This window comes from Parabacteroides sp. AF17-3, from assembly GCF_003635445.1.
Lineage (GTDB): Bacteria > Bacteroidota > Bacteroidia > Bacteroidales > Tannerellaceae > Parabacteroides > Parabacteroides goldsteinii.
On sequence record NZ_QTMM01000010.1, the window covers coordinates 108,412 to 122,716 of the forward strand.

The following is a 14,305-nucleotide window of genomic DNA, read 5'->3' on the forward strand; positions in this document are numbered from 1 at the left end:
AACCCTTTTCTCCTTTTATTTATATTCTGTTTGTGTGATCAGAATATCCGTGTCGTTGTTACCCGGCAGCGCCCGCTGTCCGTTGCTGCGGACCGGATTGATCTTTAACTTTTGCCCTTCGGCGGTGATATAGAGATAGACTTTCCTTTCCTGGCTGTTCCAGGGTCTGGAAGCTCCTACCTTGATTTCATATGTATTGTCGCCGGCAATCCCTTTCGATATGGCAAGTTTGCCATTGGTAGAACCTTCCGTTCCGAAAGTAAACTCCAGGCCGTTTGTCAGTGTCGCTGTCCAGACAGCTCCGGCCGGGGCCGTCAGTTTGAAGTTATAACTGGCATACGATGTACTGTTCTGTGATTCACCGTTCAGCACATAAGGATACTGTACGATTCCTGTTGCTGCTTCCGTGTTATTGGCACTGAAGCTGTAATCTCCCTCATTAACCACATGGCCGATCTGTGAGGATGATTTTGTCCATGGCAAAGTGGTTGTTTTAAGTGTCAGCAGATTATCCGGATTATCAAGCATCGCGATAATGCGGTAGACCGTGTTGCGTTTCAGACTGTACTTATCGGTTGTTTGTCCGTTGTCGGTGATGTACCCCTTATACCGGTGGTTCACCCCGTCTATGTCTGCTGTTATCAACAGGTAAGGAGTAACGTTTGGATCAGGGTCTGCCGATGCAGCAATATTCTGGTAACTGTAAAAAGATTCCGTCGCATTGGCGGGAATAATTCCTGACATATCATCCGGCATGACTCCCAGTACATTGTTGCTACTGATCGTTCTGAGGTCATTTTGAGTTTCGACCGGCGATACCATGATCGTATTCTGATATTCTCCCCGTGTATTGGTTATTTGGTTGACCAGTTCGATGGACTTTAAAATAACCGTGTTGTTCTCTAACCTTCTGCTTTTGAACATATATACATCCAGGCGGGCAACGAGTCTTTCCATTGGAATAGTGGCATCTGTCACAAGACCGTCGATTTGAACCACCTGTTTTCCGACCATCAATAGGTTTGTATCTTTAAACCCGTTCTTGTTCGATATAGTCATCGTTTCCAACTCCGGTAAGAGTTTGGAACCGTCGGGTATCATCGAATAAACTTTATCCTCGTCGTTGTAATTGCCGATGGCATAGATGATTTTATCCTGTGGTGAGACCTGAATTGACCGGGTTAACTCGTCCACGTATTGCGGGGTGATAACCGGGATTAATTCCGAGTATTCGCATACGCCGTTTTCCTTGTTGAATATGTAAAGTGCCAGGCTGGAGAATTTACCGTCGCCACCTTTTACCTGGTCATCCGCAGCTGCGCGGGTAGAGATGGTCAGGTTCAGCCGGGTATTCATTTCCAAGCTTGCCGGTTCGATCTCTTGCTCGTCGCTACAGGATGTAACCAGCAGGGCGACAATGAAGAATCCTATTGACGCTATATAATTGTTATACCTTTTCATATTGTTTGTGGGCTTATCCCAGGCCCGGTTTTATCACCTCTTCATCCCAGGGTAGAACTGTGACCGAGGTTCCATTGAAACGAAAACGGATTCCGACTGTGACTTCATTGATCCCGTCTACCGTGATCCGGTTGTCCTGCATAAAATCCTTCAGATTCAATGTGTATATTGTTTTGTTTGTCTTTTTACTGACTAAGTTGATATAGATACTGTTATTGTTGTTGAACCGCAATACGTTGAATCTCGATTTAAAACCGGAGGCGTTTCCTTCTTTCTGTACAACCGGCTTGTACGAAACATTCTCCGAAGAGAATGTTTTCACAAAGTCGACTGTAGGACTCAGGTTACCAACCTCGATTTCGATCGGAGATGTACCGTCAGCCATGGCCATTTCTTCCAGCCCGTCCAATTCTAAATACATCTTTATATGTGAACTACTGAAATAAACAGTATCTGTGCTTGAGGCATCCTGAAAAATCTCAATATCCCTGCTTCCAATGTACAGGCTATCATTAGTGGTAATTATTTCTTTTGTAAAATAGTGAGGGGCAGCAACCAAAGCTGTGTTTAATGCCGCAGCCTGATTGATCCGGGTATCGTTCTTGGTGTTACCCCAACCAACGACCCGGTATTTGCCGGCCGGGAGGTTGAGGGGAGTTCCCTGATTATTTCTTAAATCACCCTGATCTAGTCCAATCGTTTCTACAAGTGCTCCGTTTTCGCTATATACATACAGATCCACTTTTTCTATTTTTTCAGGGAAAATATCCTTTGTCCCGTCTCCGAAGTATCTGAAGATTAGATTTGTGTCGCAACTATCCAGGTCTTCTTTGATACAACCGGTCGTCAGGGCAACCAATAGCATAATGCTGAAATATTTAATTCGTTTCATATGTTCTGTATGTTGAAATGATGATGAAATCGGATATTATTGATCCAGGTCGAATCCTGGAGTGATAGATTCAACTGCCCAAGGCTCGATTGTTACCTTAACTAATACGTTAAACTGTATATTCTGCAGGTCGTTGTCCAGCATCGGGATCAACTCGACTTCCATATTGTAGATCGTACCGGCTTTAAAATCGGTGGCTGTCATTTCGGTATTCGTATCTTTGAAATACTTTACGATATTGGCGAAACGGACCGTGTTAATCAATGTCGGATTGAATACGTTTACATCAGTCGATGACAGACCTGCGATATTAAGGTCAGCCAGGTCGAGATGAGTTTTAGGCAGCTGGTCGCCCGGGAAAATATTGAAAGCATAACTTTTGTTGGCCGGCAGTGTAAGAGGCAGGTCTTCATAACTACCACCTGTGTATTTGCTATAGCTGGCATATGCAGATGCATCTATGGACGAATTATTAAAGAGCCATTGGCCTTCCTTAATATTGTTTACTGAAGTTGTATTATCATACAATTCCGTAGCACTTGCCGGGTCCTGATAAACCGTATAGAAATTGTTCAGGTAGATGCCTTTCAACTTCGGATTAAAACCTGTCCAGCTTACTGTCGCTTTGTGCGAACTGCCACTGATCACGCGGGTGAATTCAAAGGATCCGCTGTCTTTGACTTTGATATTTGTAATTTGCAGACGGGCCACTACCGGCTTAATGGATACATTGGCTGTATAGGTCTGTCCGGTAGTCGGATCCGGGTCGACCGGTTCGCTTACGATTGGTGTAAGGTCGTCGTCAAAACCGAAGTACAAGACTTCAGAACCTTGCTGTTGAGCGAGTGTCGTATTGATCTTGTTGTCGGTAACGGCACTCCCCGGATTACCATAAACATATACTTTAGATACACTTTGCGGCACGTTGACAAATTTGAATCCTTTATCCGGACTAACCAGTTTATCCCAGTTTGAATCCGTAGTTGCATCTTTTGTGATGGTTTCCGATTTAACTACTGTGCCACTACCGTCTGCCAGATTGATAAGTATGCTGTTGACATTCATTGTATCGGCTGTCAGGAAACTTCCGGCTTCTGTCGATTTGGTTTTTACTCCTGATAATCCGGCTAATGATACGGAAATAGATTTTGTTCCTTTATTGTCGGGAACGGGTGATTCGTCGTCTTCGCTACAAGCGAATAAAGTAGAAGCTGCGAATAATGCTATAAATAAATTTTTGATTTTCATAACTCTTTTGAAATTAATGATTAATACTCTGTGTGGAAGTCTTTCCTTCCTGCCTGTCATTAGTGGTCTCTTTTGCTCCGGCTAAGCATAAGTATGGCCGTACATATAAAAATATATGTATATTCTTTCTTAAATTTTTCTTATTGATATCTCCTTTCTATTTGAGGATGTAGATGAGGCTTACACCTGCTTTGGTAGGACCGAAGTAATTCTTATGGCCGTCTTTGAGCTTTGTCCCACATTTACCACAAGGATATTTATCATAATCCAGATAAGCGTAGCCTACACCGATGGTTGCTTCTATGCTTAGCCGTTTATTTAATATCCAATGGTAGCCGTATGAAACTCCGGCACCATACAGGTTTCCTTGATAACGATGGTCTTTCAGTCCTAGCATCTTGATGCCGCGAACGTTGTACTCGGCATAATGTGCATGAAGTCCGAAAAAGTGTCCGTTAAATCGTTCGCAAGTCCAGTAGCGCAGTTCGGGTTGAACCAGCCAGTGTTTGAGTTTCTTGCTGTCGGAAAATGTCCATGGATTGTAATTTTCCGACAAGTCAAGTGTAAATTTATCGGATAGACCTATTTCAAACCCCAGGTTCGGAGTTGTAGTTGCCCAATATAATGCGTTTGTCTTGATAGCGTAAGCTGGTAAACTATTCTTATTATCTTTTACTTGTGCTGTTATGCTACTGACAAATGCATACATAATGCATATTATCAATATTCCTCTTTTCATCGTACTTTTACTCACTAATTATTAAAACTCTCTGAAGAATTCCCTTATCACGATAGACGTTTAATCGTCTGATTTTTACCCTATGAGATTCTTGTTCTCTTTATGAATTAAACAACTAAAATTCAGATAAGTTTTAGAAAGTATGTAGAATAAGAAATTTTGACATAACATTTAGTTTTGATGATACTATTTAAGGTTAAAAGGGCTCAAAAGTAACATAATCGTCGCCTAAATAACCGGATAGTTCATCGTAATATATATGTAGGTCGTCAAAGTAAATATAGTCTCCGTTAGAGTATTCCATATAAATTGTTCTGTAGTCGTCATCCCATTCCCACCAAAAAGTAGATTCTAATTCTTCATAGTCATCCGGAAATCTGAAATAGCGGGTGATAATTTCTTCGCCCCTGCCGTCAGAATGGAAAATAAGCCGTTGTGTGCAATAGAAATTATCAATGTCTGTATACTCGTCAAACCAGCCAGAGCCATTGCATAAAATATACTCCGGATCTTCTATGGGATCAAGCGGCTTATCCTCGCAACTATTGAATCCGCAAAGGATGGTAAGTAAAAAGATGAGACTGAGTATGTTTTTCTTTTTCATAACGGTTACTTTTGTTGAGTACAAAGATACTCTTTGTTTTTACAATTGTGCAACTTATAGCTGCACAATTGTGTATGAAGTTATTCCGGCAATTCATTTTCTTCCGGTTCATCCCACTCGCCGTTGTTCCCGATGATCAGGTTGAAGGTGTTTTCTGTTTCATCCGGTTTGGGAGGCGTATATAAGATACCTGTGTAGCGGATTATTTTGTTGGCGATGGGAATAATATCGGTTACTGTCCGCTTTCGCAGTACCTGATTATCCGAACCGGTGGCCGTGAGCGTGACGGATATCTTTTCATCGCCTGTCGGAATAAAGGAATAAAAGGAATGGATTTTACCGGATTGTCCTTTTTCTTCCGTTTTGAATTCATAAGAGAAATCGTTGGGCCCAGCAGATACGATTCCTTTTCCGGTCAGGATATCGAGCCGGTCGGGATGATTGCTGACTGCCAGTTCAAACCGGACGATATCTTCCGGAATCTTGTCGGCTGCCTTAAACTCTATCCGGCTGACAATCCGTTGCAGGTTTATATCGACGTTGGTTTCGTCTCCTTCTTTCAACTGGAGCTCCTGGCCTTTATAGAATGAATCGGATAGTTCGTCAAAACTGAAAGCGTTTTCTGAAAATGTAGCTTTTTGTGACTGATGAGCCAGCAGGTAAATCTGATAATTGCCGGCAGGAAGCGTGTCGTAAACAATGCCGAAGTCCGGTTCTGTGTTCGCATGGTAAGTCCGGTGTTTTACCAACTCCGGCTGGTCGCCGTCTTTGTAAACCAGATATTCGATGGCAGAACATAACTCTTTTAACTCTTTGTCTGGATTCTCTTCATTCGGAACTGTCGGTTCGGGCACCGTGTTAGGTGGCATACTGCGGGTAGAGGAGAACGGAAGTACCTCTTTTTGAAGTTGAACACTAAATTGTACAGGAAATAAATTCTTTACAATTTCAATTTCGTCCGAAGCCGGATCACTACAACCTGCCAGCCAAAACAGGCAGGCTACTGCACATAATTCTTTCTTTTTCATAGCAAGGAAAATGTTAATGATAAAATCTACACAAAGAAAATACTTATTTTGGAATTTAGAAAATATTAAGGAGGGAACTTGCAGATTATGAGCGGAACTTTTTTAGATTTGTAGAAAACAGACTCAATGTAATAACCTTAAAATTAAAAGAAATGGCACGTCCAGTAACATTATGTACCCTTCAATGGGGGGATTTACCCCTCGAAACAGTTTGTGAAAAAGCGAAAGCATTCGGATATGACGGATTGGAACTGGGTTTACCCAACCATCTGGATGTCCGGCGAACGGATCAGGCCTATTATGACGGCATAAAAGAATTGCTTGCCAAATATGACCTGCAACTTTATTGTATCTCTATCCATCTGATCAGCCAGGCGGTTTGCGATACTATCGACCAGCGGCATAAGGCGGTTCTGCCTGATTGTATCTGGGGCGACGGTGAACCGGAAGGTGTGCGTCAGCGTGCAGCCGAGTATATGGTGCAGACGGCGCGTGCGGCAAAAGCTTTAGGTATCGACACGGTTGCCGGATTTACCGGTAGTCCTATCTGGCATTGGCTTTATTCTTTCCCTCCCGTTACAGATCAGATGATTGAAGACGGTTATGCCGATTTCGCCCGTCGTTTTATCCCGATCATGGATGAATATCAGAAGTTAGGTATCCGTTATGGTCTGGAGGTACATCCGACGGAAATAGCATTCGATACTTATTCTGCCCGTAAAGCGCTCGATGCGCTGAATAATCATCCGGCATTCGGGTTCAATTACGATCCGAGCCATATGGGATATCAGGGCGTCGATTATGTCGATTTTATTTATCAGTTCTCCGACCGCATTTTCCACGTACATATGAAAGATGTATACTGGAGTGATACCCCTAAGCAGATCGGTGTGTTCGGCGGCCATTCTACTTTCGGCGATTCCCGCCGTTTCTGGAATTTCCGTAGTATGGGACGCGGACGGATTTGTTTCGAAGAGATTATCCGTGCTCTGAACGATATCGGTTATCAGGGGCCGTTGTCGGTTGAGTGGGAAGACAGTGCGATGGACCGTGAACATGGTGCACGCGAATCCTGTCAGTTCGTTAAGCAGGTGGATTTCCAGCCTTCAGGGCATGCTTTCGACGCTTTTTTTGAAAAAAAATAGGATGCAAATGTGTCGTAACCGGGAAATCAAAATGAGAAAACCTTGTAACTACTAAAAAAATAAACGACTGACCCGTACGAGCCAGTCGCTTTAGCTAAAACCTTAACTATGAAAAATACGTCTTTTCGTAATTAAAATGTACTATAGTTTTTTTATAACAAATTATTCGGCTAAAAAATATGACCACTTTAGTTGTATCCTGAGGGGTAGTTACTCAATTTCCGGGCGGTCGCTTCCGCCTCCGCTTCCGCCGCTTTCCGGTGTTTCCTGCTCTTTGCCGATGCGTTCGAGGCTTACTTTTTCGATCATGGCGCGCAGCTTATCGCCGGGGGTGAAGATGATTTTCGGTTTACGGATCATGTTGGCTTGAAAATCTTTTTCTTCGACTGTTCCGGAACTACCGATCGACAACCGGAAATTACCTAGTCTTCCAAGTTGAACAACTTCGTTGCGGAGTAAAGCTTCTTCCATCGCACGAATCAGGCCGAGAACAACCAGTGCCACGTCGCCGTCGCTCGCTGTGGAACGGTCGGCTATCAATTCACAGATGGAGTCGAAATCCATCATTCCGCTCACCGGAGCGGAGGCGTAATAACGTTTCGCATCCGCTGCCGCTCCTTTGGTAAGGTCTTTTTTCAAGACCAGCTTGTACTTTACTGACATACTGTTAATTGTTTAAGGGTTAGTGTAATAAGAACTTGTTTCTGAACTACATTACAAAGATAATACAGGCTTTCTCCTTCATGGGAGGCTGCGGGATAGTGCGTAATGTTCAGTATGTATTTTTTATTTGATAAATATCCGTCTTTTACGGAACAACGTATTGATATAATGCTTATATTGTGGTGTATTAATATTATAATTTATAAATAATTATGGAAGATAAAAAAACAGAAGTTTCTCCCTGGAGGAGAGCCTATGGCGTAACGGAATTCGCCCAACTGTATTTTCCCGGCCACACGCCGGTTGTTGCCTATAAACGTATGTGGGAATGGATACGCACCTCCCGTGGATTGAAAGCCAAGCTGGAGGCCGTAAACTCGAACATATGGTTCGTTACTCCGGTTGCATCTGCATTGATCTTGATGATGTGCTGTTGCCACCTGAGCAAATTCTCAGCCAGGCTGTGCAACTCGGTTATGTGAAAGCCGGGCATATCAGTCCTTCCCATACGGGAAACAAACTCTTCGTGCTGGTGGACAGCGATCAGGAACATCATCTGCAAGCATTCGAACAGGTGCGGGCGATGATCGAGAAAGACCTTCCCGGTGTAACGGTGGATATCTCCGGCAAGGATGCCAACCGCGGTTGCTTTGCCAGCTATGATCCGGATGCTTTTTATAAAGAGGTGGCCGAAGTGGTACATGTCCCGCAGGAAACGGTGCCGGTGGCGAAAAAGGCTCCGGCTGTCCGTGCGTCGTCCTATCCGGACAATTCGCTGTCCAACTACATTGACAAATTTGAAGCAAACAATCCTTTTGCCGGTGGCGGCCGTCATAGCTTCGTGCTCAAATTGGCTTCGGCCTTGAACAGTGCGGGGTTCGACGAAAATGAAGTGATGGCCGAATGCCTGCGCCGTTATGTGGAACCGGACTTTGCGGAGAAGGAAATCCGGGGCATCGTCGCAGACGTGTACCGCCGTTACCGCTCGTCGCACGGCAGCAATCCCTGGTGTCCGCCGCCGGCTTCTTCCGGACAAAAGAGTCTCACGAGTCTCACAAGTCTCACCCCCATTTCTGAAAATCCACCAATAGAGGGTGATTCGCCTCTAGGCTTTGATATTGATCCGGATGAGGTCAATTTGCCCCACTTCGACAGAGCGATTTTGGAGCGTTGCCCCGGACTGATTAGTGAGATTCTGAAGGTGGCTACCGACGATCGGGAATACGACCTGTTGCTCCTCTCTTCACTGACCGTACTGAGCACCATCATGCCCGGTGTCAGCGGCATGTTGAAGAATCAATTGTATAAACCGCCTTTCTATACACTGATCGTCGGTCCTTCCGGAAGTGGCAAAGGGAGCATCAATGTTGTCCGTAAGTTGGCTGATCCCTGGCAAAACTATGTGTACGACGTTTCGAAAGCACAAGTGAAGGAATACGAGGAGAAAAGAGAGGCATCAGACAACTACAAGGCGCAGGTACGTGCCGCGAAAGGTAAGAAGCCGGCCGGGCCTCCTGTCGAAGAGCCGGAGCTGGTTCGTCAGAAGCACCTGCACATGAGTGGTTACACGACGACGGCGCGTATGATCGAACAGTTGGATGTGAATAGCCCTTATGCTTCGTTTTTGTATGAGACGGAACTTGAGTCGGTCAATAATACCATGGCGCAAGAGTTCGGAGGGTATAGTTACGTCTTGAACCAAGCTTTCCAGCATGAACGGATCAGCTGTTCGTCGAAGACCAACGGGACTTCTTATATCGAATTTCCCGAACTGGGTTTTCTGGCAACAGGTACTCCCGGCATGTTGACAAAGCTGATCCCTTCGACCGAGAGCGGGCTATATAGCCGCATGTTGATTTACCGCATTACCGGCCGTAGCGAATATCAACCGCTTACGTCGGCCGACGATACGCTTTGCAGCTTGCGTTATTTTGAAAGGCTGGGGCAACGAGTGCTTGACATGGCGGTACATTTGGAGAGTTCGCCGACTTTTGTCTCTTTTTCCGACAAGCAGCGTAAAAGACTTGACCGTTTCTTCGAACGTGAATATAATAATGTACGTGTATTTGGCAACAACGACATAGCCTCTGTCGTGTTGCGCCATCGCCTGATCGTTTTCCGCATGGCAATGACGTTGACGGGGATCCGTAAAGGTGAATCGCGGAATATGGACGGTAAAATCGAGATAGCGGACGACGATTTCGAGATCGCTTTTCATATCGGGAAATGCTGCCTGCGTCATTCGTTGCTGGTGAGCACTTCGTTGAAGCATAGCGACACGGAGCAGCATTACAAGTTGCCGGATGCGCAAGTTGACCTTTTCGAGGCCATGCCGGATGAGTTTAAAACGTCGGATATACTCGAGAAGGCTCGTGTCCGCGGAATTAGCCGTGCGAGTGTGTTCCGTATGTTGAAAAAGGCACAGGAGTATGGCCTAGTTCTTTTAGTATCAATCGGTTACTATCGGAAGACGGAAAAAGGCAAAAATGTCAAGAAATGAAAAAGGGGGGTGAGACTCGTGAGACTTTTGAGACTCATCGGTATTTCACGTTCTAAAAACGGCCTTTTTCAGAACGGGTAGTTATCGCTCCGAAAACGAGTAGGCATCGGGGTTCTGACGGGTAGGCATCCGTTGGAAAGGTATTAGGGAAAAACGTCTGTTTTACCGGATTCCAAAAGTGCTTATATCGGTTGAATATTAATCAGTAGAGAGGGGAAAATGAGTGACTAAAAAAAAGGTTCCTTTTTTCTCGCCAGCAAAATTACGACATTCTTTTAAACCACCAATCTTTTTCCGAATATTTTTTTCTTTTCTATGTCCTTTCTTATCAATACAATAACAAAGTTAGTACAAAAATCATCCTTTTTTATACGAAAGCAAAAGAGGGGGAAAAACGTGACTAGAAAAAAGGAACGTTTAAACTCGTCATTTAACAATTTGTGACATTTTGACGTGTCCTACAGATAGAACTTTTATAACACTATTATTAATATTAAATTTATTGATTATGAACAAAAAGTTTTCTACTCTTTTGGTCAGTCTCCTGCTGGCCGGAGCTTGGACAACATTGGATGCAGCGGTTGTAAAGACTACTCCTGTTATTGGAGGAACTTATGCGATCGGAACAGGTGATGTTGCTGAGACTATGATGCTTTGGAATAGCGATTTTAGCGTAAGTTCTGTAGTAGTTTCTGGAAATGCAAAATTCGTTTTAGAACAGGTTCCTGAAAAGGCTGGGCAGTTCTATATTAAGATGGTAGGTGATGAAAGTCAGTATCTGTGTAAGGACGCTGATGGCGGTAGTAATGATTATTTGAAATGGGCAGCTGATGGTAACAAGATCGTCTTTGAAATCAAGAATGGACAGATCGTAAATGCCAAAGGTTCTACCGACGGATTTAAGGATGAGCTTGCATTGTATGTAACGGCTGATAACAAAGTTCGTTTGGCTTATGATAAAGCAACAATCCCTGCTGATGCTAAATCGCTGGTTTATGTAGCTTACAACGAGGACGTTAAATTTGCTGGCGAAAACCTGCCTTTGCAGGCAACTATCACAGCTAACGAATACTATGTTATTGCTGCTGACGGTACCCATGTTTTGAAAGCTGATGGTACTACTGCTGCAATGGTTGCTGAAGCTGATTTGGATCAGGTACTGTGGGCAGTAACAACAGGTACAGCTGCTGACGGTAAAACTGTAACTTACAAATTCACAAACAAAGCTACTGGTAAGGTTTTGGTAATCGAAAACCGTGACAACTTCATTGTGGCTGGTTCTCCTGCTAGCTTCACACTGGGGGTAGGTGAAGGCCAGTTGCTGGATGCTGATCTTAAAGTAGGTACTGCTGTTAATTTCGGTATCTACAAATCACCGATCGTTAAACTGAACTCTGATAAGCTGAACGCCATGTTGAACGACGGTTTCAATATGACAATCAAGAGAGCTAAAGGTGATAACAAGACTATCGAAGGTGCTGAAGCATTCGCTGGTGACTTGGAGGCTGTACAGGAAGATGCTACTCGCTTCCAGTTGAAGAGCGGTGACAAATTTGTTGTCCTGAACAAGAAAGCTCTGTGGGGTGCTAACTTGGGTGCTCCTGATAACAGAGGTGCTAAGTTCGAATTGGTAAGCGAAACTGAATTGAAGGGCGCAAATAAGGCTAACTATCTGTCTTATTTCGAATTCACTCAATATGCAGGTGGTGCAGAAGATGTTATTGATTTAGTTTCTGTATTTGCTGCTAGTGACGCTGATGATGCATTCGGTAACCTCTTCGTTCAGACATTGGATGACAAAGCTGTTTTGACAACAAGTTATGCAAAAGATGCTGACGACGTGCTTACAGAAACATGGCCGTACATCACTTTGGGTGCTAACAACATCGTTAATCCGAAAGAATTCTTACAGGACAAATTTGCTGTAATCAAAGCGCTGAATGAAGAAGGTGCAGAAGATGATGAATTCTTGGCTGCAACATGCGAAGATAAATATATTTGGACTAAGACTGTAGCTAACGATTTGGAAAAACAGTGGGCTATTGCTTACAACGAAGAAACAGAAGTGTACACAATTGTAAACCGTGAAGACAAAGATGTTGAATTTACTATCGCTAAGAATGAATTGCGTGAAAATGGCGATAAAACTGATAACATCTATGTTTGGAAGGGTGGAGACTACGAAATCAAATTCGTGCCGGTAGATGACAGCAAACTATATTACAAATATCTGGCTGAAGATGCAGCAGAATTGAATGAAAAGTCATTCGAAATGTCTTTCTGGTCAAATGTATTCGAAGGCTATGCTAAGGTTGGTATGAATGATGCTAAAAATGCTATCGTTGGTACTTCTGTTGATGCAGTAGAATTTACAGCTACAAAGACTGGTGATTATGAAGTGAAATCATTGATCAACTATTACGAAGGTAATACATTGAAAAAGAAAGAACCGGTATTGAAAGCTCCGATTTACAAATTCAACGTTGGTGAAGGTTTCTTCAAGTTGGATGAGGACAATAAGGCTTCTTGGGCTGCAAATACAGGTACTGAGGTGGTTATCCGTAAGGCTGATAAACATTTCAATTTGGTTGAAGCAACTGCTACCGCTTTGAATGGTAAAGCTTATGTAGGAACAGACGATTCTTATATGTATCAGCAGGAATGTGTATATAGCGCAAACAAGAACACCTTGTTCGAAGTTAATGACAACAACCGTCCTGAATACCGTCGCTTGGGTGTAACAGTAAAAGATGGTTACAATGATATCGAAGGCGAACTGAACATCTTGAAGTTCTTCCGTACAAACGACGAAAATCAGTTCTTGTATGAAAACACTGGAAACCGCAACGCTCAGAATGGCGAAGCTTGCTTGAACTTCTTAGGTGAAACTAACTTGGCAGACAAACCTGCAAGTGCTCAGTTACCGTTCTTGGTAGATACTGCATACATCCGTAACAATACTCGTAAACCGTTGTATATGCTGGCTGTACGTAGCGAATATCAGGAAGCAGGTGAAGAGATTATCCCATGTCCGGTACCTGGTCACGGAACAAATTGCGAACACGCTACGAAAGTAAAGACTCCGGCTTACCGCACTGCTGACTATTTGGTAGCATTGGATGACTCAACAGATATCTATCCTCAGGCTAAATACCAGGGCGATGTTCGTCTGGCATTCGTACCGGCTAAGCACATTGCAGATACATTGGTTATCGAAAGCTCTAATGGTGCTAAAACTAACTGGTTTGCAAACGACTCTATCAAATTCTCTGATAGGAATGGCAAACAGATCGACAAAACTCCGGCTGCATTTGCATTCAAGTTGGTTGACCGCTCTGTTGATCCGGAAGGCGACAAGGCTGCATTTATCATCGAAAACCAGGATAAGAATGGAAACAAACGTTATGTACGTATCCACAACACAGTTCCTGTATTAGTTTCTGAAATTGATCAAGCAGCTGAATTTGAAGTAATGGCTGCTGCTGAAGGCGAAGCTCCGACAGCTAACGAAGGCGTAGAAACTACTACTGTTACAGTAATTGCAACAGACGGTGGTGTAATCGTTAAGGGTGCTGAAGGCAAGAACGTAGTAATCACTAACGTACTTGGTCAGACGATTGCCAACACAGTTGTTAGCTCTTCTGAAGCTACCATCGCTGCTCCTGCAGGTGTAGTTGTAGTAGCTGTTGAAGGCGAAGCTGCTGTAAAAGCAATCGTAAAATAAAAAGTAATTTATAATCAAAATAAAATTCTAAATTTTTACCGTGCATCGTAGTGGCGGTTCGCGAACCGCCCTCACAGTAAGTACCCTGCGACAGGCGAACAAGCGGTAAATATTAATACTAAAGTAATGAAATAAAGTTCTTCTGTTCTACCTCTGTGAAGAGTGAAAACAGACAAAAGTAAGTTACTTCGGCTTTAGAGTCGGAGTAACTTTATTTTTACAGATCATTTATCTCCTCATAACTTTTCTTTATAAGCTACGGATGGATTTTCGGCAATTATAATTAACTTTGCGGTTGGTT

Annotated in this window: 11 protein-coding genes; 4 read left to right on the top strand and 7 right to left on the bottom strand. The window is 43.6% G+C overall.

The window, feature by feature from the left end:
• Nucleotides 1-15 precede the first annotated feature (15 nt).
• The 6 genes from DWW91_RS14500 to DWW91_RS14525 form a co-directional block, all read right to left on the bottom strand.
• Nucleotides 16-1,461, bottom strand: a complete 1,446-nt coding sequence (locus tag DWW91_RS14500) for a DUF4906 domain-containing protein (protein WP_122328141.1) — start codon at nucleotides 1,459-1,461, stop codon at nucleotides 16-18.
• Nucleotides 1,462-1,474: 13 nt separating this feature from the next.
• Nucleotides 1,475-2,353 carry a FimB/Mfa2 family fimbrial subunit gene (locus DWW91_RS14505; protein WP_044214813.1) on the bottom strand — a complete coding sequence of 293 codons (879 nt, stop codon included), beginning with the start codon at nucleotides 2,351-2,353 and terminating at the stop codon, nucleotides 1,475-1,477.
• 36 nt (nucleotides 2,354-2,389) lie between these two features.
• Nucleotides 2,390-3,601, bottom strand: a complete 1,212-nt coding sequence (locus tag DWW91_RS14510; RefSeq protein WP_122328142.1) for a hypothetical protein — start codon at nucleotides 3,599-3,601, stop codon at nucleotides 2,390-2,392.
• 157 nt (nucleotides 3,602-3,758) lie between these two features.
• Nucleotides 3,759-4,310: a DUF3575 domain-containing protein gene (locus tag DWW91_RS14515; protein WP_122328143.1), complete on the bottom strand. Its 552-nt coding sequence runs from the start codon at nucleotides 4,308-4,310 to the stop codon at nucleotides 3,759-3,761.
• 226 nt (nucleotides 4,311-4,536) lie between these two features.
• Nucleotides 4,537-4,944: a hypothetical protein gene (locus DWW91_RS14520; protein ID WP_007655171.1), complete on the bottom strand. Its 408-nt coding sequence runs from the start codon at nucleotides 4,942-4,944 to the stop codon at nucleotides 4,537-4,539.
• 80 nt (nucleotides 4,945-5,024) lie between these two features.
• The gene (locus DWW91_RS14525) at nucleotides 5,025-5,972 is read right to left on the bottom strand and encodes a FimB/Mfa2 family fimbrial subunit (protein ID WP_122328144.1); all 948 of its coding nucleotides are present in this window, start codon (nucleotides 5,970-5,972) and stop codon (nucleotides 5,025-5,027) included.
• Nucleotides 5,973-6,124: 152 nt separating this feature from the next.
• On the opposite strand from DWW91_RS14525, the gene DWW91_RS14530 reads away from it, so the two are divergent.
• Entirely contained in the window at nucleotides 6,125-7,117 is a 993-nt protein-coding gene (locus tag DWW91_RS14530; protein ID WP_010801867.1) for a sugar phosphate isomerase/epimerase, read from the top strand.
• Between the two features lie 210 nt (nucleotides 7,118-7,327).
• Here the strand turns inward: DWW91_RS14530 and DWW91_RS14535 are convergent, their stop codons facing one another.
• On the bottom strand, nucleotides 7,328-7,780 hold the full coding sequence (locus DWW91_RS14535) for an HU family DNA-binding protein (RefSeq protein ID WP_122328145.1): 453 nt from the start codon (nucleotides 7,778-7,780) through the stop codon (nucleotides 7,328-7,330).
• Nucleotides 7,781-7,992: 212 nt separating this feature from the next.
• On the opposite strand from DWW91_RS14535, the gene DWW91_RS28075 reads away from it, so the two are divergent.
• The 3 genes from DWW91_RS28075 to DWW91_RS14550 all read left to right on the top strand — a co-directional run bounded on the left by DWW91_RS28075 (nucleotide 7,993) and on the right by DWW91_RS14550 (nucleotide 14,004).
• The gene (locus DWW91_RS28075; RefSeq protein WP_233584494.1) at nucleotides 7,993-8,262 is read left to right on the top strand and encodes a DUF4248 domain-containing protein; all 270 of its coding nucleotides are present in this window, start codon (nucleotides 7,993-7,995) and stop codon (nucleotides 8,260-8,262) included.
• Nucleotides 8,166-10,280 carry a DUF3987 domain-containing protein gene (locus DWW91_RS14545; RefSeq protein WP_233584495.1) on the top strand — a complete coding sequence of 705 codons (2,115 nt, stop codon included), beginning with the start codon at nucleotides 8,166-8,168 and terminating at the stop codon, nucleotides 10,278-10,280. Before DWW91_RS28075 ends, DWW91_RS14545 begins: the two co-directional genes overlap by 97 nt.
• A gap of 508 nt (nucleotides 10,281-10,788) precedes the next feature.
• The gene (locus DWW91_RS14550; RefSeq protein ID WP_122328146.1) at nucleotides 10,789-14,004 is read left to right on the top strand and encodes a DUF6383 domain-containing protein; all 3,216 of its coding nucleotides are present in this window, start codon (nucleotides 10,789-10,791) and stop codon (nucleotides 14,002-14,004) included.
• Nucleotides 14,005-14,305 lie beyond the last annotated feature (301 nt).

Bases quoted from the DNA above. Each gene is read 5' to 3' on its own strand.
- DWW91_RS14515 (WP_122328143.1), bottom strand. From the start codon at position 4,310: ATGTATGCATTTGTCAGTAGCATAACAGCACAAGTAAAAGATAATAAG.
- DWW91_RS14535 (WP_122328145.1), bottom strand. From the start codon at position 7,780: ATGTCAGTAAAGTACAAGCTGGTCTTGAAAAAAGACCTTACCAAAGGA.
- DWW91_RS14525 (WP_122328144.1), bottom strand. From the start codon at position 5,972: ATGAAAAAGAAAGAATTATGTGCAGTAGCCTGCCTGTTTTGGCTGGCA.
- DWW91_RS14550 (WP_122328146.1), top strand. From the start codon at position 10,789: ATGAACAAAAAGTTTTCTACTCTTTTGGTCAGTCTCCTGCTGGCCGGA.
- DWW91_RS14510 (WP_122328142.1), bottom strand. From the start codon at position 3,601: ATGAAAATCAAAAATTTATTTATAGCATTATTCGCAGCTTCTACTTTA.
- DWW91_RS14545 (WP_233584495.1), top strand. From the start codon at position 8,166: ATGGTTCGTTACTCCGGTTGCATCTGCATTGATCTTGATGATGTGCTG.
- DWW91_RS14520 (WP_007655171.1), bottom strand. From the start codon at position 4,944: ATGAAAAAGAAAAACATACTCAGTCTCATCTTTTTACTTACCATCCTT.
- DWW91_RS14505 (WP_044214813.1), bottom strand. From the start codon at position 2,353: ATGAAACGAATTAAATATTTCAGCATTATGCTATTGGTTGCCCTGACG.
- DWW91_RS14530 (WP_010801867.1), top strand. From the start codon at position 6,125: ATGGCACGTCCAGTAACATTATGTACCCTTCAATGGGGGGATTTACCC.
- DWW91_RS28075 (WP_233584494.1), top strand. From the start codon at position 7,993: ATGGAAGATAAAAAAACAGAAGTTTCTCCCTGGAGGAGAGCCTATGGC.
- DWW91_RS14500 (WP_122328141.1), bottom strand. From the start codon at position 1,461: ATGAAAAGGTATAACAATTATATAGCGTCAATAGGATTCTTCATTGTC.